Consider the following 19654-nt stretch of genomic DNA (forward strand, 5'->3'; position numbering starts at 1 on the left):
AAAGTCAAAAATCTTCACACTCTATTTTGAGTAGCCGCAGCAGCGCTTTGATTTGCTCCGCATTACTCCCTATGCATGGCATGATTTCACCATATATCTGGATCTCGTCAATTATCGCTTCCATCCTGTCAATATGTTCAGTGATTTTCTCCAGAACCGGCAGTTCCGCAGCTGGGTTCATGGACCAATCCCCCTTTCTGCCGCAAGTCTGTGAATCTGTTCGCCTTCAGCTCACTTTTCGGCAGTGATCCATATGGCTGGATGGAGACTTCAAAATCCAGACAGGTGCGGTTGCGAATATGCTTACGGATACTGGCGGCAATTTCCGCAATCTCTTCCGGAGCTGTTTCGGGCACACATTCGGCAATCAGCTCCGGCCGCTTATCCCCAGGATGTATAAGGACCTTATATTCATGAGCAAGACTCTCGGAACTATTTACAATCTCCTCTACAACAGCAGGGGTCACAAACGTGCCTTTGACCTTCAGCAAATGATCTATTCTTCCCTCCACGCCGCCTTTCAGCATCCGGTAAGTTCGTCCGCAGGAACAGGGCGTCTCCTGCCAGCAAGCCCAATCGTTTGTATTAAATCGGATGCACGGCTGCCCTTTCCGGTGAAAAGCCGTGATGACCAGTTTTCCGTACCGGTCCGGCTCCTCTATGCCTTCATGGGTGTGAATATCAACTATTTCTACCAGAAACATCGATTCATTGACATGCAGCCCTCCGCCTTTATGCGCACACTCAAACCCCCAGGCCCCTACTTCCGTCGCGCCTACATGATTATATACATCGCAATTCCAGGCCTTTTCTATAGCCTTTTTGGTAGACGGAATCTGTGCTCCGGGCTCCCCAGCGCATATGATGTGTTTAACCGGGCTTTGGGATAGGTCTATCCCCAGCCCGGCTGCCGTCTTGGCAAGGCGGAGGATATAAGTCGGCGTCGAAATCAATGTTGAAATGCCCGCATCGAAGATATGATGCAGCTTTTGCTCAGACGAAAGTCCTCCGGCAGAAATAATTTCAGCACCGATTTTCTCACAACCATAATGCGCACCCCAAAAGCCTATAAAAAGGTTATAGTTAAAGGCAATCATGACTTTATCCGTTTTCCTGACATTTTGTGCCCATAGCACTGCTGCCCAGCATTCTGCCCACCAATACCAGTCTTCCAGCGTATCCGGCTGTCTCATAGGACGGCTTGTTGTACCGCTGGTCTGATGGTAGAAGACGACATCTGACGCCGGAACGGCAAGCCCGTTGCCATAAAATGAACCGGTAGCAGACTCCTGAAAAAAGTGCTTATCAACGATAGGCACCAGTCTGATATCCTGTATAGTGTTAATATCCTCAGGCTGAATGCCTGCGGAGGCATATAAGCTCTGGTATGCGGGAGAATGCTGCCCTGCAAACTGCATGGCCTCCCGGAACCTGCGCAGCTGAAGCTTCTGCAAACGCTGAAGTTCTGCTGTCTCTGTAACCGGATTCCAATAGGGCGTTACTAATCTGGTACTCTTCATATTTCCAGCCCGCCTGCGTTATAAATAATTGCCTCATGCAGGGGCAAGGGCTTGTCTTCAACGATGGAACCTGCCCGATACAGAAGATGCCCGCTGCTAATCAATCTTACATGTTTGCTACGGTCAGCGAGAATCTGCGATCCTGAGGCACAGCGACGGGGATCGCAGGTCGCGGAGCGCCCGTCTTTTTGAATTAGGCACTGTCTCGACAAGGAGAACATTCTTTTCTCCCCTTCTCTGATCCATAGCGGGAAATGGGTACTCACCGAAAGGTCCTCCAATAAGGAGGTATCTTCCGCAAAACACTCTACTGCTGCTATATTGCAATTCTTAAGAAGATCAAATAAATAAGCATTGGTCCGCTTTCGCTTTCGGATACTGAAGCGGCCCAGCACAAACTCCAGATGGTCCGTCCCCTGAAAGGCATTCAGGATCCCAGGGCCGTTCACCACAATCCCGTCAATTAATTTATACCTGCCCATTTCCCCAACAAATTCTATGAACTGAGACTCTTGTCCAAACAGATAATACGGCTGCTGAACATATATTTTAGCCGTAGGCGAAGCCTCTTTGATCTTTTGGCATGACTTTATCAGCCGCTCTTCGTTCAAATCTGCCCGTTCCTTATCGCACAATACACTTCCCAAAATCCAAATTTTAGGCTGTCTTTCAAAATCCATAGAGCAGTCACACAAAGAGTGGCAGTGGACTCCGTTTACAACTATTTGTTCTGTCATGGAAGCATTCCCCCATATGGTATATCGGCAAGCGATCTTAGTGTCCTTGTGCCCTGAGCGATATGGCTGTAACCCCTTGCCCTACCTTCAATCTTCCAGTGGTTCACGCCGATGTCCCGTAAATACTGCGCTTCTTCCCCTCTGGAGAATTGGTTTCCAAAAGGTAAATACATAACCTCATCATCCATACAGCCACCGCTAAAACCCAATGGATGGCTGCATATAAATTGCGTGCTTTTCTCCCCGACAGGCAATTCGCATTGGCAATGTCCGGCTTCATTGATGCATTTCATCCCGTAAGTGATAGCTTCCCATTCAAAATGATAGCGGGATGTAATTGCATTCATCTCTTTCAATGTCATGGCCGGCGGTAAGACAATCCGTTGTACCCCCAGCTCCTCGGCCAATTTAAAGTCCCAATCATGCATACATCCCGCATTTGCGCTTAGATGAATCGGAAAACTCCCTGACCGCTGGCGGATAGCGTGGATACAACCCCAATCTGAGAGAATGAGTCCGTCAAGCATTCCATTGTCCAGGACGGGCAACCGCTCCAGGAGTTCATCCACCTCTTCAGTAGTCAAATCACGATTGATGGCGACATACAGTTTCTTTTCCTGGCCGTGGATGATTTTACTGGCTGCGTATATCTCATCCCAGCTTAATTCAATGCTGGTATTATGCCACGAGCTGCGAACCAGACCACAGTAAAGGGCATCTGCTCCAGCTTCCAGGATCGGCTCGACTTGGCTGACCCCAGCAAAGCAGGATACCACTTCAACCTTACGCAGCCTACTCCCCTGAGCCTTAGTCCTTGTCCTCATGTTGGACCCGCTCCTTCATGAACTCTGAGGAAACTTTGCTGAATCTCTTTTGCAGGCTGAAATAAGCCTCCGCTGAAGCATGTTTTATCTTGCTCCGACTGACAGTTTTCTCTCCGTGTTCTATTTCGTAAAGCTCCCACATCCCACTTTCAACCGCCTTTCGTGCCACTTCGACTGTTAAGCGGGACTCAAACCCCCAGCCGGTAGGACAAGGGGTATGGATATGAATATAGCTGGGCCCCATTACCTTTTTCGCCTTGGAGATTTTCCGCTTGAGATCAGGCATATATCCGACAGATGCAGAAGCTATATAAGGAATGCCGTGTGCCCTAGCAATGCTAAGCATATCTTTTTTCATTACCGCTTTGCCTCCCGGCGTTGTGCTGGTCCAGGCACCTTGGGGACTGGAGCTGCTCCGCTGCATACCGGTATTCATGTATGCTTCGTTGTCATAACAGACATAAATAATTCGCTCCTGCCGTTCAAAGACACCGGAAAGAGACTGCAATCCTATATCTGCTGTCGCACCATCTCCCGCAAAAGCCAGTACATGCACTTCGCTGCGGTTCTGGCGGTCAAGCCCAGCCCTTATTCCAGCCGCATATGCCGCTGTGTTCTCCAGATTCCCCTGAAATCCGGGAATCCGCAACGCGGTTACGTTTCCGTCTCCTGAGAATAAGGCAGCGCAACCAGGGGGAATGACAATCATTGTATCAGGACCCAATACATCCAGAATATTTCTCAGAACTATTTCCATGCCGCAGCCTGTGCAGGTGCTGACACCATTGGCAACCAAAGGTATTTTCATCGTCTCCCGTTCCTTTATCAAAAGATCAAAATGTAATAATGCTGGATTCATAGCCTTTTCGCATTAAGTATTGATACAGCTTCAAACGCAGTCGTTCAAAGTCTGCAAGTGTGTCGGCAAATAACTGCGGTGTAATCCTGCTGAGTGTCCAATCCCTCATCCCATTCAGCCTGACCTCATCCTGTGCAAGCTTAAGCAGCATACTTGTCCATTGATAAAACGACTGGTTAAAAAGTTGCTTAACAGCGCCGTACTCCTGAATATACTGTGCAAAAAAATCCAGTCCGGCTGCATCCTGACGAATTTCAAACAGTCGCCGGTAGTACCCCAGGATCAGGTGGAAATAATCCAGGTAAAAATCCAGGTTACTCATAATTCTGCCATTGATCCGATTTACTTCTCCGGCGAAATACTGCATAAATTCCGAGAATCGGCCGACCGATGGGTCTACAAAACGGTATTGGTTATTAGACTTATCTCCAGGTGTTAGCAGCCCCTCGGCGCTCAGCTGATTATAAATAACCGTGCCGCTGAAAATGGCCAGTTTAGAGAAGAATTTAATGTCATAGCCATACTGGTGAAGGAATTCCAGGTTATTGTGCAAGCCTTCAATGGTGGTTTTTGGATTGAAATTGATAAATCCCGGAGAAATCCAAATTCCGTAGCCATTAAATAAATCCATGATTTTCCTATTATCATCCGCTCTGGCGATTTTATTGTAGAAGACAAGATCTTGATCGTTGGCCGATTCAATACCAATGCAAGCGCCAGTCAATCCTGATTCCTTCAGCAAATCCATTACCTCAGGAGAAGTCTTTCGTTGGAATTCGGCCCGGAAGTCTGCGAAATAAGCAATCGACAATTTCCTTCTGACGATCTCTTCTGCCAGCGCTGTCAGCCGTTTCAGGCTGTTATAGGGATCTTCGAAGCTGCTGTCGATAAAGTTGAAGGCTCTTACCTGATACCGGTTAACAATCATTTCAAGCTCGTCGACGACATTACCTACAGAACGTCCTCTCCATTTCGACCAAAAGAGCTGGGTAGCACAATAATTACATCTGGCCAGACAACCTCTTGAACCGGATATTGTAGCAATTTTCATTTTTTTCTCAACGAGAATGTCACGGGCTGCGAAAGGGATCTCGTCCAGATCCTGAATTAGCGGTCTGGGTTCATTCTCCACAACGATGTCACCGTCTCTGTAGATGACACCTTGTATGCCGGCAGCTGATTCGCCCCGCTCTAAGTGCTGAACCAGCTCCTTCAGAGTCTCTTCTCCTTCACCAGAGATAGCATAGGAAATCGCGTCATTCTCCTTCAGCATCTGCTTTCCGTCTGAGGTCGCAAGCACCCCTCCGACACAAATGACTGCCGAAGGCCAGATTTCCCGTGCCTTGGCAATACTACGGTACACCGAATCCTTGGAAACTTCATATACCGTAAAACCAATCAAGTCAGGTGTTTCTTGAATTTTACCCATATCCAGTTCCCGCTCATGATTCATCATCAGTCTGACCTCATGGCCATCTTGTCTTAAGACAGCGGCCAACAGGGATAACCCGATCTCCTCCATCGTCCCGCTCATTTCATCGTTGTATATGAACATCATTAATACCTTCATTGCCTGTCCCCTTTACTTCTGATTTCCATTGCATGCTCCTTTACATCAATCCATACTTTGCGTGACTGGCTGCCGTTTTTTTTCATTTCATCCAATATGTTCAGAACTGTTCCGGTTGAAATATCACGCCCGCCTAACCCGCAGACAAAGTTTGTAACCGGTATTGCATTACGCTTGACCGTAGCCTTCACCTCGAGGCATAAGGGCCCAACAGCCGCACCAAGACCGGCGCTCCTGTCGATAACAGCGATACCAGCCAAATTCGGCGAGTCCAGCAGCTCAGATAATTGTTCATGGGGAAAAGGTCGGAAGGAAATGACCTTCACTACCCCGATCCGTTCGCCCGCTGCTGTCTTTTCATTAACCACATGCTTGATAGTTCCGGCCATGGAACCCAGACATACGATGATATATTCTGCGTTTTCACATTTATAGGCTTCCAGCAATCCATAGCTTCGTCCGAATTTGTGAAGATACAAGTCTGCTACCTGACCAATGACCTGCTCAGCCCGGGCAAACCCCTGCTCCTGCTGAAAACGCATTTCAGTAAATTCTTCAGGAGGTGTCAAATTGTTGATAAAATACGGACGATTGAAATTCAAATGCATATTATGAGGGATGTATTCTCCTATAAATTCATCGATCTGGGTCTGATCAGGAACAACGACCGGCTGGAGTGAATGGGACACAAAAAATCCGTCCATACATACCATGACCGGTAGAAGCACTTCATTATGCTCGGCAATCCTGTAGGCCAAAATCATTAAATCCAGCACTTCTTGAGCATTTTCCGCATAAAATTGAATCCAGCCTGTATCCCTCTCAGCCATGGTATCCTGATGGTCGCACCAAAGGCTCCATGGAGAGACCAGCGCCCTGTTAACAACAGGCATTACTATCGGCACTCTGCAGCCTGCGGCCACACCAAGCACTTCATGCATTAATGCCAGACCAACAGAGGAGGTTGCAGTGCCCGCTCTGACACCGGTCAATTGCGAGCCGATGCAATAGGAGATGGCAGAATGCTCGGACTCCATACAAACATATGTGCAGTCTGCTTCACCTGTATCAGCCATTTGCGACAATCTTTCCACCAGCGGGCTTTGCGGCGTTATGGGGTATGATGCAACAACCTCCACCCGTGCCAGCTTGATAGCTTCCGCTGCTGCGGCATTGCCGTCCAGCATCCTTATATCAATTCTCTTCATCACAGTTTACCATTGCGATACATTTGCGCTGACACACCTCAGAGCAAATGCTGCAGCCTTTACAGTATTCATAATTAAAAGTAATTAAATCAGTTGCACTGTTCCTGTTCATAAGTACAACGCCGGTCGGGCAGTACATTTCACATTGCCCACATCCCGTACACCCGACAGCATTGTACACGGGCTTCGTGCTTTTCCAACTCCCCACGGGCTGGCTTCTCCAACTTGTTGCTACAGGTCCCAACAAAAACTCAGTTAACTTCTGCGTAGTCATATGAACGCCTCACCAACTCCCTGTATTTTATTGAAGATTCCGTATGAAAATAATCCTCGATACAGCTGCACACATGGTCAATGCCATAAAGTCCAGTTCTGGCCAGCACCCCCAGCATCGACAGGTTTGGAATATCACTGCCGATCATTTCTTTGGACAAACGGTAGGCATCCGCATGATAGATCCTCTCAAAGCCGTATTCCGAAAACCTGGCGCAGTCGGAAGTATTTACGGCTAGCAGACAGTCCGGTCCAATTCCCTTATTAATCATCCTCCCCCTCTGCTCCAGACTAGGGTCCAGCAGAAGTACTATATCCGGTTGGGCAACAAAGCAATTTAAGAGCACCGGCTGACTATCCACAAAGACATCAGCGTAAATCGGCGCTCCTCTTCGTTCATGCCCATAAGCCGGAAACATTTTAGCGAATCCACCTTCATATTGACAGATTGTACTGCACAGCAGCTTGGCTGCCGTTACGACACCTTGGCCGCCTACGCCGTATATTTTAATCTGCTTCATAATTTCCTACCGCCCTATTCTTCGCAAGTTATTAATCAATTCTAATTCACAAAAAAAGATCCCCTTTATAAGGAGGACCCGGAATCTATCATAATATTTTTTCAGCGCGGGCCACCCGCTTCCGCTCATCCTCCAAATTGGAGGAGTCAGAGACAGGGATACCGCCTTCAGAATACAGCTTCGCCACTTGCATGCACCAAATTTGATGTAAGCCGATTATAATTATGTAACATTCAGCCTAATTAATGTGCCTAAGCTTCATCAAAGGGCATCAATGTGTTGTAAGTAACAACCGCCTTAGAGCATACCGTCGAGTTTAAAGCCCAAATCAATCATTTTAGTTTCTCCAAGCAACTCCAGCCGAATCTTTGCGCGGCGAGTATGCTTGTTTATTTTGCAAATTAAATGTTCGCGTCCCTTTAAGGGGCCGGAGATGAACTCCGTTGTGGCTGCGTTCATTTTAGCCGCAGAATCACCAATGATTCCGTTTGTATCCAGCAAATCCAGTATCGGATTCATTTCATCTGCATCGACATGGATGAAATCAAGGCCATTGCAAAGAATTTTGCGGACCTTAGGCAAGTCGTTGATTAAATGGTAAGAATAATTATCCATATTGTACTGTATAAATACATATCCAGGGAACATTTTCCTAATAACGCTTACATACTTTCCGTCTCTTTTCTCAAAAAGCATTCTTTTGGGAGTCAATGTTGTATATTCACCTTGGTACTTATACTTTATATACCGCTGAACTATTTCTTCATAACCAGTTTGCACATATATTACATACCAATTCATGGTATACATCCTCCTATATACCAATTTTATATCCTATAAAATATTATTGATGTTAATTTTTTCACAATAAGCATTTTTCTAATTCTCATTTGAAGGATTAAGTTTTCCGCTTAGAATATAAATAAATGTCTCTATTAAATCTATATCCATTCCTCTAGCCGTTAATAATTTCTCTTTAATGTACTGCTCAGGAATATCGTTTTTCATAATAAAATGTTTCAACAAAAGGTTTCGGATCGATAAAACGACTTTTTCCAGCTGTTCAGCCTTTTCCAGTAAGCCGTCATCTTCAATATAAACGTTATCAATCATATATTTGATTCGCTCAACCATGATTTTTTTATGCTCCCATAATATATGAAAAGGCCTGATGTCAAGCGAAGATTGCCCTCTTTTGACAGATTCAAGGTATTCCATCAGGGAAGCATATACGGATATACCATAACAGAGATCTCCAGTCTCACTATTCAGACCATAGGAGTATATTAACGGCTTATATCTAAGAGATGAATCAAAGGACCGCAAATAATCATTAAGCCAAATGTTAAGCAATGATAGATCTACACTGGAGTCGTCAAATTGATCATTTCTTTCAATTACGAATATCTTTATATCCCAATAATCTAAAGTGTCCTCTAAACTATGCAGTTGTTCAAATGGAATGAGATGTGAAGAAAACTGCATATCCGTTCCAAAACCTAATGTATAAAAGCAATTATTCTCAAGATCATATCCGTAAATGAAGACATCATGAAATACATGGTTTTTCTGGTATGAAATTTTACTGGAAATATCATACTCATCAGCCCAAGTGTAGATATATCTTCCCAAATCAATACAATCTATGATAAATTGCTTAACTCCGCCAGTATAATTTTTGGATAATAATCCCCGCTTAATCACTTGGTTTTTAAGCGGCTGTATGCCCTGTGGGTATCCAAAGAAAAAGTACTTATTATAAAAATCAAATTGGGAATTGCGGTTGGTGGCTATATCTTTGGGGCTGATGAGTTGAACAAAATTCGAGTAAAACCAGGGAACATACGCTTCAGTTACAGACAAAATAGATAAAGGGTATGCATGATGGAGATAACCAATAATTGGCGGATTTTCATTAACAGGCAAAATAGTTTTTCGCATTTGCTAGCATCCTTCCATAGATAATTTATATATATATATGATAAATCCTGGATTCCTTCAACCTAGTAGATCTTCCTATAGTTATTGTTTTTTTTCAATACAAACAGAAACATTATATCCAAATTATGTATTTTATTCCGCTTTGGAAACAAAAAAGCAACTTCCTGTTGGCAAGCTGCTTCTTAAAACTCTCTATTATCATAGTTATACCATCCAGATTATTGCGCTTTCTTAAATTACTGCTTAGAAGATTAAATGTGGAACGGATCTAAATAGTCCTTGAACATACCTCCGGTGCCCGTCGATTTCAAAATAATCGCAATACGTCTTTTTTGTTCCTCTAACGGTACTTTCTTAGTCGTAAATACCCGGATCAGCATGTCCAGGGAGTCTCTCATCTGCTCCACGTCGGGCTGCTTTCCTGACTGTTTCAGCTTATTATGAAGTTTACGGATTTTTTCATAGGGTTCTATTACGCCCTGTTGATATTCTTCCTGAGCCCAGTTCTGATTTTTTGTAGAAACTGCCGCAGCCAGACACTTGGTTACAACAGTCGGCAACAGTTGCAATTGTCTAAAAATCGAAGCCTGATCCTCCTCCTTATTGAAGGAGAAGGCAAGTATCTCCGGGTAAAACGGACGCACTAAGTTTCGTAGAACAGCCTTTGGACCAATTTCTACTGCCATTACGACACCTTGCTGTTGTAGATAATCCATATTTTCGGTCCAACGTACAGGGCTCGTCATTTGTGCGGTCAGAAGCTGCGGGATCTTTGACTTACTCTCATATGGACGAACAGTGACGTTAGAGAGAACTGGCCATGCAGGTTCTTCATAACGAAATCCCTTAAGAACCTGGAACAGCCGTTCACCCGCCTCTCTCATCAGCGGAGTATGAAATGCCGTGCTGACCTCCAGCCGGATCACATCGGCATTCTTTTGCTTAGCCGCCACCTCGACTGAGATCACCGAGTTCCGGTGTCCTGCGACAACCAATTGACCGGGCGAATTGTAATTGGAAACCACAACCCACTCCCGTGGTGTGGATACCGACGCACATAAATCCTCTACTTCTTCCGGCTTCATTCCCCGTACCGCGGACATCAGAGTCGGAACTTCCCGTCCTGCTTCTGCCATTAACTCACCACGAATACGTACAATTTGCAGTGCATCCCGGAATGAAATAGCGCCCGCGCAGGTAAGCGCAGTGATCTCTCCAAGACTGTGTCCAGCTGAATAATGAGGCTCAATTCCGCCTTGCTGCCGGTAATACAGATAATCCGCATAACATGCTGTCAGTATTGCAGGCTGTGTATTCTCCGTCTGCTTCAGTGCCTCTAAACTTCCTTCAAAGCAAAGCCTGCGGATGTCCAGCCCAAGGGTGTCATTCGCCTCTTCAAATGCTTCTTTGGCAGCTTCAGAAGACTCATAAGAACGCTTCCCCATCCCCACATACTGGGAGCCTTGACCTGGAAATAACAATGCCAGCTTATTCAAAGCTACTCCCCCTTTTCAGTGTCTATTTGCCTGATAAAGAATTTATCCCGAATAAGTTTGGTCATTGTAACAGGTTTCTAACAATAAAAATAGTAAATACATCATTCTTCATTTTCGGACCATAAGGTCTAGTATAAAACTTGATACACCCTCGCCTTATCTACTCTATATATTTCACACTAGTTCACCATTCACCCTATATTGCTAAAAATATATTAAATTCATATTTTTCATTGACTGAAGCGAATAACAATATTACATTTCTTAACACAATTTAAAAACATACATAAAGGAAAAGGAGATTGCCCATATGACTAAGTTAAAACATCTACGTAAAACTAAAAAGCAAGTACTGGTTACTTCCATTGCGTTATCTGTTATTGCTTCGGGAGTGATTCCGTTTCAAACCGATGTTGTAAATAAATCCATTGCACAGATGCAGCAGGATATGATCAGCGGCACAACGACTTCTGTCCAAATTACGCAAGCGTATCTGGATCGAATCAAGGCGTACGATTGGGGGCAACTTGGCTTCCATGCCTACCTCCATGTATCCGAAACTGCGCTGGCCCAGGCCTAAGCGGCTGACAATGCCCGTGCACAAGGCGCCAAGGGTGATCTGCTGGGATTCCCGATTGCGATAAAAGATATTTATGACACCAAGGACATGCCTACAACAGGCGGCAGTAAAGCGCTCGACGGCTGGCGGCCAGGATCAGATGCCTTCCAGGATTCATTTCGTCTTTTGGACTTATAGAGCGCCTCTTACGGGTTCCTAAAAAAATTCCGTGTGGGGGAGGGTCTCCACAGTTACCATCTAGATAATGCGTGCCTCTGGGCACGCCCACAATAAAAAGCTGTCCCAAGCAGCCATTTCATGGCTTTTGGGACAGCCCCTTTCAAGCATTCTGCGTTACAGCACAATCTTCACCGGACTATTATCGGTTAATTCAAACGGTCCAGGCGTTACATTCGAGTCCGGACGCTGCTTACCGAAGAAGTCGCGGTCGAACCGGTACGGCGAGCCGTCCAGCTCCTCATAGCGCATCTCGGCGTGATAGCTTCTGCCCAGCAGATTCGTGGTGACCACGGTCGGCGCGGCTGCACGCAGCAGCTCAGGGTTCACGATATGCACCTGCACCTTGCCGGAAGCCGGATCAACCTCAATCTCAATGCCTTTGTCAGCATAGACCTTCGCATGCGTCTCATGCGCACCCGGCACCGCATCTTTCAGATACAGATTGCCTTGAATGGCTACAGGAAGGGCCATCTGTTCAGGATGGAACGGCTTCCCGGAATCGATCAGCGCCTTGATCTCTTCCCTGGTGTATTCCCACCACTGCTTATCCCGGGCATTCGGATGCTCGTTATAGCCGCCCAGCCCTACGGGATGCAGATAACAGCGGGAATTATCCGGGATACCATCCATTACCGGAGCACCGGTATCGTCCACCTTATCTCTTGGAGACAGCGGCAGATGCTCGAAGAACGTCATCGGCACTACCTCATTGTCCGTGTCCTCATCACGCAGGAAGATATTGTTATAATATCGGTCATCACCGCCCGTGAAGTTGCTGTAACCGGCAACGGCTGTCTCATGCGGCATATGGTACGGCGTGTAACGGGTAAGCTCAGGACGCACTACGAACCTGCCGGCGAACAGATTGTGGACGAATGCGCCGCCCTGGGCCATATTGCGGAAGTTCATCGGCGACAGGAACAGGTTGTGATCGACCATATAAGGACCGTGGCAGACCTCCATGAAGAAATCCTCGGACAGGTTGTCGTAGAATACGTTCCGGCTGATACGGGTGCCCTGTGCCTGCCAGTCCAGCCATAACGCCCGGTATGAGCTGTAAATAACATTGCCGCAAATTTGGGTATCCAGTGAAGCATGGAGCTTGATTCCGCCGACCTCTGCCCCGTGGAAAATCCGTTTATGATGGATGTTATAAATCCGGTTCTGGACAATCTGGCTGAAGGCCCCGCCCAAATGGCCGACCACTCCGGCCTGCTCACAATCATGAATTACATTATTGCGGACGATATGACTTCCAATGTTGTCCTTATGCCAATCCTGGCGGAGTGCGCGGAAAATAACCTCCTGCTCCCGCTGCGTCCCGCCCTTCATCCGGCCATTTGACCACTCGTTATGCCCGGTTGAGATTTCTTTGCCCAGGCTCACCCCTGTGCATTTGGACTCGCAGATGTGGTTGTCCTCAATGATCCAGCCCTTGCTCCAGTGCGGGCCGATCAGCCCTTCCTGCAACGCCGTCGGCGGTGCCCATTGGGGAGAAGCCTGGCGGAGCGTGAAGCCCTTGACGGTTATATAGCCTCGTCCTGTCTTCTCCGGCCAGAAGCAATAAGGTCGAACGCTGATCTCCACATTCTCCCTGCGGGGGTCCTTGCCTCCGAAGCTCGCCCAGATCTTAGTAGCATTGGAGCTTACCTCCGCATACCACTGCAGAAGAGAATCCTGCGAGTATTTGGCCTGAGGCCATACCTTCGGATCGCGCAGCTTGGTAACGCTATCACATTCGTACAGCGATTTGCCGTCCAGGTAGACCTCCCCCAGATGCGGCTCGAACGCCCCTTCGAACAGCCAGTCGCCATACAATTTCTCTTTGAAAGGATTGCGCACAGCAAACAGGCTGTTCGGTACCTCTGTACTCCAGACACCGTCCCCTTCATCCTGCCAGTCTGCCACCGGCTCAGCACCTGTGATGATGACCTCCCCATCTCCGGCAGCCTGATAGACAATCCTTAGTTCTTCTGTTCCTCCGTTAGCCGGGTTCACCCATTCCCTGTATGTACCCGCATGAACGGTAACTGTATCTCCAGGCTCCGCCAGCGCCGCAGCGCGGGAGATGGAGCGGAAAGGCTGATCCGCTGTACCCGGAGCCTGATCGCTCCCTTGCATTGCAACATGATATTCCATATGAACATCCTCCTCTTTCTTATATGTCATATGGACATTTTAAATGAAAATACTATATTATGCTATAACCATGTATACATTCCTAATAGAAAAGACCGCAGGCCTTGTACATCCGGCATACGATCCTTCTATGATAATTCCCCCTAAGGGAGAACTCTTGTATACAATTAGACATCTTAGCCTTTAACCCCGCCGACCATCATGCCTTTGACAAAATACTTCTGCAGGAACGGGTACACCATGATAATCGGCACCGAGGCTACAATCGTCATCGTTGCCCGCACGGACATTGGCGTGACCGCATTCTGCTGTCCTCCGGTAGCTCCCTGGATCATCCCGTCGAGTGAAGAGGTGCCGGTGGTGGTATTGGAGTTCTGCAGAATCTTTTGCAGCTCATATTGCAGGGTACTCAGCTTCTCATCCGAGGAATTGTAGAGGAACACATCGAACCACGAATTCCACTGGAACACCCCTGAGAACAGCGCCACCGTGGCAAGGACAGGCACGGTTAGCGGCAGAATGAGGCTGAAGAAGGTCCGGTAATCCCCCGCCCCGTCAATTTTCGCCGATTCGATGATGCTCTCCGGCAGATTTTCAATGAAGGAACGGATAATAATCAGGTTGAACACCCCGATAATCCCCGGAAGAATGTAGACCCAGAAGCTGCCGACCAGTCCCATATCCCGGATCAGCAGGTAATTGGGAATCAGACCGCCGTTGAAATACATCGTCATAATAAAAGCTACGGTGATGAATTTGCGCAGCACATAATCCTGTCTGCTAAGCGTGTAGGCCAGCATGGCCGAGCAGAAGACGGTGACTACCGTTCCGATCACGGTGCGCAGCACTGAGATGAAGGTCGCATGAAAAATCGTGGCCTCTCTCAGAATATAAGTGTAATTCGCCAGCGTCCATTCTCTGGGCAGCAGGTAGATTCCGCCTTTGATAGAGTCTTGCGCGTTATTAAGCGACACGGCAAGGACATTCACAAACGGATACAGAGTAACGATCATTAGTGCGATCATGAAGCAGTAGTTGCAAATGACAAACAAGCGGTCGCCGGTGGAAGAGCTTATGGGGGGCTTGCGTTTTTTCTTAGGGACAGCTGCGGTTTCCATGCCTGCGCCTCCTTTATTAATACAGTCTGGCTTCGCCCATACGCTTCGCGGCATTGTTCGCCATGAACAGCAGGATGAAGCTGACGACCGTCTTGAACATTCCCGCTGCAATGGACAGGGAGAAATTACTCTGGGCAATTCCGTATTTCAGCACGAATATGTCAATGTTCTCGGAATAGTCCACATTCATGCCGTTACCCAGCAGGTACTGCGGCTCGAATCCCGATTCCAGCAGATATCCGATATTCATAATGAGCAGGACAATCACAACAGACTTGATGCCCGGAAGCGTGACATAGATCATTTTCTTGAACCGGTTCGCGCCGTCAATCTCTGCTGCTTCATACTGCGTGGGATCAATTGTGGTCATAGCGGCCAGGTAGACGATGGTGTTCCAGCCGATATCCTTCCAGACGGAGCTGGCTCCGAAGATGGTCCAGAAGTATTCGGGGATTCCCAGGAACAGAATTTCATTGCCGCGGTCAAGGAAGCCCAGACCCACCAGCAGCTGGTTAATGGTACCATCCGGGGACAGCGTCGTCTGAATGATACTTGCTGCTACCACCCAGGAGATAAAATGCGGCAAATAACTGACAGTCTGCACTACACGCTTGAAAGCAATATTGCGTATTTCATTAAGCAGCAAGGCCAGGGTAATCGCGGTGACGAAGCCGAAGAACAGGTTAATCGAGCTCATCGCCAGCGTATTGCGTAACACCCGCAGGAAGCGGTCGTCCCCGAACAGAAATTTGAAATGCTCGAAGCCAATCCAGGTCTGCTCCATGAACTTCCTGGCCGGCTTATAATCCTGGAAGGCAATGCTCCAGCCCCACAAGGGCAAGTATTTGAATACAAACAGCCAGATTAGAAAAGGGACCGACATCACTGCCAGGGCCCGCTGCTGGCCCAGTTTTTTGAAAAACAGCCGCATCCGGCCCGGCTCCTTATCCGCCGCTGGCCGGGATAACGCAGGTACCGTATTTTTATCCATCCGTATCTCTCTCCTTCAGCGCACCGGGGTGTCTAAGCGGCAAGCAGGAAAGACCAGCATCTGGGTACAGCCCTGGTCTTTCCCGCCGGTTCCGGCGGCTATTGGTTCGCCAGTTCGACCTTCGCTTTGACTTGCTCAGTGGTCCATTTCTCATAACCCGCAGTATCGAGCTTGCCGAATTCCTTCATGTATTCCTCCCAGACTGCATCAAACTTATCGGGAGTCGTCAGCACCAGCTTAGGGAAATATTTCTTCGTCATTTCATCCTTGCTGGCTTCCCAGAGCTGTTCCGGGGAATTCTGCTCCTTCGCGAAGCCCCACGCCGGGAAGTATGGACGCGGAACCGGTTCAGCGAACAGCTGGCTGTAGGTCTGTACGCCGTATTTCTCTAAGATCGCCTTGTCCTTGTCGGTCAGCGTCATCTGGAAGACCTCGGGCTGGCTGGCAACATTCTTGGCATTTCCGTCAGCCAGGGTAGAGGTGGCATTGTACATCGGCCAGTTCCAGCTGAAGTATTTGAAGCCGAAGCTCTCTCTGAACGGCTCGTCAATCTTGTCGATCTGCTCCTGCGTACGGTAGTAGCGGCCCTTCTCATTCACTTCATACGTCTCGCCTTTGATCCCCCAGGACATCAGGGTCTGGTTCTCTTCGGTCAGCATGTTGTCGAAGAACTGGATGATGCGGACCGGGTCCTTGGCACTGACGGTAATCCCGATTCCGCGGTTCGTTACAAGGCCTCCTGGGGGATCAAGATAGGCATCCGGCGTGCCTTCCTCGAAGGTCACCGGCAGCGGGAAGTACTTGAAGCCGTCCAGGGAAGGATCTTTACGGGCAGCATCCTTCAGCACATTCAGCGCATTATCCACCTGCCAGCGGTAGTCGAAGAAGCCGAGCACCTTGTGGGAGGTTAATTTGGCGATATACTGGTCATAGTTATCGACGAAGGAGGCTTTATCGAACAGACCGGCAGCATTGAGGTCATTCAGCGTCTTCAGCCACTTTTTGGTGGACTCTGCACCGGCATAGGTCTTGGCTTCCCAGGTATTGGTATCCACGGTAACGTTGCCGTCATTCGGATAGCCCATCAGATGCATCGGCGGGTTGGAGGTGGCGAAGAATCTCCAGTCATGCGTAAGAGAGACCATCCCGGTCAGATTCTCATCCTTGTGCTTGTCGCGGTAATTCTTAATCAGCTCTATATATTGATCCAGCGTCTTGATCTTCGGATAACCCGCTTCCTCCAGCACACGGCGCTGAACCCAGAATCCCGCCCCGGCTTCCGGCTCAGGAATGAAATCGTTCACCTGGGCGGCAATCGGCAGGAAATAGATTTTACCATCCTTGGAGCGCATCTGATTCAGGGATTTGCCATAGACACGCTGGATGTTCGGCCCGTACTTCTCAATCAGCTCATCGAGCGGGATGAATGCACCGGCATTAAGCACTTCCTCTATAGCAGCATCAGGAATCAGCACATCCGGGTAATCATTGGCGGCAATCATAGTTCCGATCTTGGTATTGAGGTCGCCCACCACGAATTCCAGCTTGAAATTGACACCGGTCTGATCCTCCAGCAGCTTGCCGATGGTCGTCTCATTGGTATTTCCATCCTTCGAGCCGGCCACTCCGTTGAAGATTTTGAACGTTACCTTATCCTGCTTGGGTTCGGTCTCTGTGGTAGCAGCGGCGCTTGTCGGCTCCGTCGTCCCTGTATTCTTCTTGGCATTATTAGGCCCCGAGCAAGCTGTCACCACGGATAATGAGACGACTGCCGTCAGAGCGAGAAGCCATATTCTCTTGCTTTTACCCATTGCCTGTACTCCCCCTTGTATATTCATGATATACTGCTCCTTTAGTATAAAAGCGTTTACATTACTCCGTTACCCGTAAAATTATGGATTCTCCTTTGAAAACTATGGATTCGCCGGGATTCTCAGCTCAATCCGTGTCCCTTCCCCCGGTTTGCTGTCCACCCGGAAGACCGCACGCCCGCCATACAGCATGGTAACCCTATAGATTACATTCTGTATTCCGATACGCTCGCCGATAATCCCTTCCATGTCGAGATATCCGTACAGCGTGTCCACCTGCTCACTGCTCATGCCAATCCCGTTGTCCGCCACCTGGAAGACCACCTCATCCCCCGTCACGCTGATGCGGATCTCTAGGCTTCCGCCTTTTTTGAGCGGCTCGATGCCATGAATACTGGCGTTCTCCACGAAGGGCAGGAACACCATCTTGGGGACTATACAGGCGTAGGCCCCGGGCTCCACATCGATATGGTAGCTCAGCTTATCCTCGAACCGGTATTTCTGGATATCCAGAAAACAGAGAATAAAGCCCAGCTCCTCCTCCACGCTCACCCACTCCTTATTCCAGGTCAATGAGCTGCGCAGGATCATCGCCATGCTTTGGATGATTTTGGCCGTCTCGTTCTCCTGCTTCAGCAGGCTCCGCATCCGAATGGTTTCCAGTGCGTTGAACAGGAAATGAGGGTTAATCTGGCTCTGCAGCGCATTAAGCTGCGCCTTCCTCCGCTCCAGCTCCAGCGACTTCTTCTGAATCTCCGTTAGATACACATCGTTAATCAGAGCCTTAATCTGCATAATCATACTGTTGAACTCCAGGGTCAGCTGGCCGATCTCATCGCGCGACTCCCCGTGCATAATCATCTGGAACTGCTGCGTCTTCACCTTTTTCATATGCTTCAGGATCTCAATAATCCGGAGGTTGATCGAGCGGGTAATGATCAGAATAATAACGGTAGGGACAAGCATCATCAGGCAGGCCGACCAGAGGATGAAATAGCGGGATTTCAGCACCTCCTTGATAATCTCCTTTTCATTGACCGTGCCGACGATCCTCCAGCCGGACAAATAACTGATACTCCCGTATTCCTTCTGGAAATCAATGATATGCTCCTGCTTCAGAGAGGCATACAGCTGCCGGTCCTTCCCCTGCCAGTCTATGGCCCGGTTGGTTGTATATTCAATCCGGCCCTCCGGCCCCAGCAGATACACGTCCCCGTGTACGTTCAGATTAGCGAAGACCTCCATCAGATCAATCGTCTTAAAATCAATCTTCACCAGCTTCTCCTTGAGCATGCGGTCCGCGAAATAATCCATCCGCCGCAGCAGCGAGAACGACTGGAACCGGCCGCCTGCATCCTGGATGCGGACGAACAGCGGCTGGGAGGAAGCCTCCTGCATCCATTCCTTATACCAGATGCTCTCCCGGATCTCCCCGGACAGGATACCGATGTTCCCGGAATTCAGCAGCGTGGGGTTATCCACATAGAGGGTCTTGTTTTGCAGCGAGGAAGAGAACGGAGAATAGTTGTTCAGGGTAGACCGCAGATAGAGGTCGTAGGCCTCAACATAGTCTTCGGTCTGTGTGAAGTTACGGTCAAGCACCTCATTGGTCTTGTAATCCGCATAGAAAAAAGAGGATAATCCCACGGCCTGATCCACGATCAGCCGGAACTCATTCTTGATCTGCTCCACCGCCAGATCGATGTCCTTAATCCGCTGCGCCTTCACATTCCCGGTGATCGTGTTGTAGAAGATCACATTCGTGAGAATGATTGGAGCGATGACCCCGAGGAAATAGACGAGGAACATTTTATTCCTGAGCCGGATATTATTCAGCAGCTTCATAC

At 48.3% G+C, this 19654-nt stretch carries 18 protein-coding genes and 1 pseudogene; 2 read left to right on the forward strand and 17 right to left on the reverse strand.

The genetic code is table 11. The features are described 5' to 3' along the window. Positions 1-4: 4 nt before the first annotated feature. From NST04_RS24690 to fabD, 12 genes are all read right to left on the reverse strand, one after another. Complete coding sequence (locus NST04_RS24690) at positions 5-181, reverse strand: hypothetical protein (protein WP_341169077.1); 177 nt, start codon at positions 179-181, stop codon at positions 5-7. Beyond that, entirely contained in the window at positions 138-1520 is a 1383-nt protein-coding gene (locus NST04_RS24695; RefSeq protein WP_341186583.1) for a phenylacetate--CoA ligase family protein, read from the reverse strand. The genes NST04_RS24690 and NST04_RS24695 overlap by 44 nt, the downstream gene beginning before the upstream one ends. After that, positions 1517-2257: a hypothetical protein gene (locus NST04_RS24700; protein ID WP_341186584.1), complete on the reverse strand. Its 741-nt coding sequence runs from the start codon at positions 2255-2257 to the stop codon at positions 1517-1519. Before NST04_RS24700 ends, NST04_RS24695 begins: the two co-directional genes overlap by 4 nt. Next, a complete protein-coding gene (locus NST04_RS24705; RefSeq protein ID WP_341186585.1) occupies positions 2254-3081 on the reverse strand; it encodes a peptidase U32 family protein in 828 nt (275 codons plus the stop codon). The genes NST04_RS24700 and NST04_RS24705 overlap by 4 nt, the downstream gene beginning before the upstream one ends. Beyond that, positions 3065-3940, reverse strand: a complete 876-nt coding sequence (locus NST04_RS24710) for a thiamine pyrophosphate-dependent enzyme (protein ID WP_341169081.1) — start codon at positions 3938-3940, stop codon at positions 3065-3067. The genes NST04_RS24705 and NST04_RS24710 overlap by 17 nt, the downstream gene beginning before the upstream one ends. Continuing rightward, complete coding sequence (locus tag NST04_RS24715; protein WP_341186586.1) at positions 3915-5474, reverse strand: B12-binding domain-containing radical SAM protein; 1560 nt, start codon at positions 5472-5474, stop codon at positions 3915-3917. The genes NST04_RS24710 and NST04_RS24715 overlap by 26 nt, the downstream gene beginning before the upstream one ends. A gap of 32 nt (positions 5475-5506) precedes the next feature. Next, positions 5507-6718, reverse strand: coding sequence for a phenylglyoxylate dehydrogenase (locus NST04_RS24720; protein WP_341186587.1), 1212 nt, complete (start codon positions 6716-6718; stop codon positions 5507-5509). Next, a complete protein-coding gene (locus tag NST04_RS34065) occupies positions 6705-6992 on the reverse strand; it encodes a 4Fe-4S dicluster domain-containing protein (RefSeq protein ID WP_445667942.1) in 288 nt (95 codons plus the stop codon). Before NST04_RS34065 ends, NST04_RS24720 begins: the two co-directional genes overlap by 14 nt. After that, positions 6970-7512, reverse strand: coding sequence for a 2-oxoacid:acceptor oxidoreductase family protein (locus NST04_RS24725; RefSeq protein WP_341169084.1), 543 nt, complete (start codon positions 7510-7512; stop codon positions 6970-6972). Before NST04_RS24725 ends, NST04_RS34065 begins: the two co-directional genes overlap by 23 nt. 297 nt (positions 7513-7809) lie before the next feature. Continuing rightward, the gene (gene loaP, locus NST04_RS24730) at positions 7810-8313 is read right to left on the reverse strand and encodes an antiterminator LoaP (protein ID WP_341186588.1); all 504 of its coding nucleotides are present in this window, start codon (positions 8311-8313) and stop codon (positions 7810-7812) included. A gap of 78 nt (positions 8314-8391) precedes the next feature. Continuing rightward, positions 8392-9453 (reverse strand): hypothetical protein, encoded by a 1062-nt coding sequence (locus NST04_RS24735; protein ID WP_341186589.1) that lies wholly within the window; start codon positions 9451-9453, stop codon positions 8392-8394. A gap of 251 nt (positions 9454-9704) precedes the next feature. Beyond that, positions 9705-10949: an ACP S-malonyltransferase gene (gene fabD / locus NST04_RS24740; RefSeq protein ID WP_341186590.1), complete on the reverse strand. Its 1245-nt coding sequence runs from the start codon at positions 10947-10949 to the stop codon at positions 9705-9707. A gap of 310 nt (positions 10950-11259) precedes the next feature. On the opposite strand from fabD, the gene NST04_RS24745 reads away from it, so the two are divergent. Both NST04_RS24745 and NST04_RS24750 read left to right on the forward strand, forming a co-directional pair. After that, positions 11260-11529, forward strand: coding sequence for a hypothetical protein (locus tag NST04_RS24745; RefSeq protein WP_341186591.1), 270 nt, complete (start codon positions 11260-11262; stop codon positions 11527-11529). A 15-nt stretch (positions 11530-11544) separates the two neighbouring features. Next, a pseudogene (locus tag NST04_RS24750) lies at positions 11545-11706 on the forward strand (amidase family protein); the annotation flags it as partial. Between the two features lie 156 nt (positions 11707-11862). On the opposite strand, the gene NST04_RS24755 reads toward NST04_RS24750, so the two are convergent. From NST04_RS24755 to NST04_RS24775, 5 genes are all read right to left on the reverse strand, one after another. Further along, positions 11863-13887, reverse strand: coding sequence for a right-handed parallel beta-helix repeat-containing protein (locus NST04_RS24755; protein ID WP_341186592.1), 2025 nt, complete (start codon positions 13885-13887; stop codon positions 11863-11865). A 176-nt stretch (positions 13888-14063) separates the two neighbouring features. Further along, a complete protein-coding gene (locus NST04_RS24760) occupies positions 14064-15005 on the reverse strand; it encodes a carbohydrate ABC transporter permease (RefSeq protein WP_341186593.1) in 942 nt (313 codons plus the stop codon). A 16-nt stretch (positions 15006-15021) separates the two neighbouring features. Next, positions 15022-15996 carry an ABC transporter permease gene (locus tag NST04_RS24765; RefSeq protein ID WP_036693425.1) on the reverse strand — a complete coding sequence of 325 codons (975 nt, stop codon included), beginning with the start codon at positions 15994-15996 and terminating at the stop codon, positions 15022-15024. 98 nt (positions 15997-16094) lie between these two features. Then, on the reverse strand, positions 16095-17834 hold the full coding sequence (locus NST04_RS24770) for an ABC transporter substrate-binding protein (RefSeq protein ID WP_341186594.1): 1740 nt from the start codon (positions 17832-17834) through the stop codon (positions 16095-16097). 75 nt (positions 17835-17909) lie between these two features. Further along, a complete protein-coding gene (locus NST04_RS24775; RefSeq protein ID WP_341186595.1) occupies positions 17910-19652 on the reverse strand; it encodes a sensor histidine kinase in 1743 nt (580 codons plus the stop codon). Positions 19653-19654 lie beyond the last annotated feature (2 nt).

The organism is Paenibacillus sp. FSL H7-0756 (genome assembly GCF_038006765.1).
GTDB lineage: Bacteria > Bacillota > Bacilli > Paenibacillales > Paenibacillaceae > Paenibacillus_AQ.

Coding starts and splice junctions, on each gene's coding strand:
- NST04_RS24690 (WP_341169077.1), bottom strand. CDS start 181: ATGAACCCAGCTGCGGAACTGCCGGTTCTGGAGAAAATCACTGAACAT.
- NST04_RS24695 (WP_341186583.1), bottom strand. CDS start 1,520: ATGAAGAGTACCAGATTAGTAACGCCCTATTGGAATCCGGTTACAGAG.
- NST04_RS24700 (WP_341186584.1), bottom strand. CDS start 2,257: ATGACAGAACAAATAGTTGTAAACGGAGTCCACTGCCACTCTTTGTGT.
- NST04_RS24705 (WP_341186585.1), bottom strand. CDS start 3,081: ATGAGGACAAGGACTAAGGCTCAGGGGAGTAGGCTGCGTAAGGTTGAA.
- NST04_RS24710 (WP_341169081.1), bottom strand. CDS start 3,940: ATGAATCCAGCATTATTACATTTTGATCTTTTGATAAAGGAACGGGAG.
- NST04_RS24715 (WP_341186586.1), bottom strand. CDS start 5,474: ATGAGCGGGACGATGGAGGAGATCGGGTTATCCCTGTTGGCCGCTGTC.
- NST04_RS24720 (WP_341186587.1), bottom strand. CDS start 6,718: ATGAAGAGAATTGATATAAGGATGCTGGACGGCAATGCCGCAGCAGCG.
- NST04_RS34065 (WP_445667942.1), bottom strand. CDS start 6,992: ATGACTACGCAGAAGTTAACTGAGTTTTTGTTGGGACCTGTAGCAACA.
- NST04_RS24725 (WP_341169084.1), bottom strand. CDS start 7,512: ATGAAGCAGATTAAAATATACGGCGTAGGCGGCCAAGGTGTCGTAACG.
- loaP (WP_341186588.1), bottom strand. CDS start 8,313: ATGAATTGGTATGTAATATATGTGCAAACTGGTTATGAAGAAATAGTT.
- NST04_RS24735 (WP_341186589.1), bottom strand. CDS start 9,453: ATGCGAAAAACTATTTTGCCTGTTAATGAAAATCCGCCAATTATTGGT.
- NST04_RS24745 (WP_341186591.1), top strand. CDS start 11,260: ATGACTAAGTTAAAACATCTACGTAAAACTAAAAAGCAAGTACTGGTT.
- NST04_RS24755 (WP_341186592.1), bottom strand. CDS start 13,887: ATGGAATATCATGTTGCAATGCAAGGGAGCGATCAGGCTCCGGGTACA.
- NST04_RS24760 (WP_341186593.1), bottom strand. CDS start 15,005: ATGGAAACCGCAGCTGTCCCTAAGAAAAAACGCAAGCCCCCCATAAGC.
- NST04_RS24765 (WP_036693425.1), bottom strand. CDS start 15,996: ATGGATAAAAATACGGTACCTGCGTTATCCCGGCCAGCGGCGGATAAG.
- NST04_RS24770 (WP_341186594.1), bottom strand. CDS start 17,834: ATGAATATACAAGGGGGAGTACAGGCAATGGGTAAAAGCAAGAGAATA.
- NST04_RS24775 (WP_341186595.1), bottom strand. CDS start 19,652: ATGAAGCTGCTGAATAATATCCGGCTCAGGAATAAAATGTTCCTCGTC.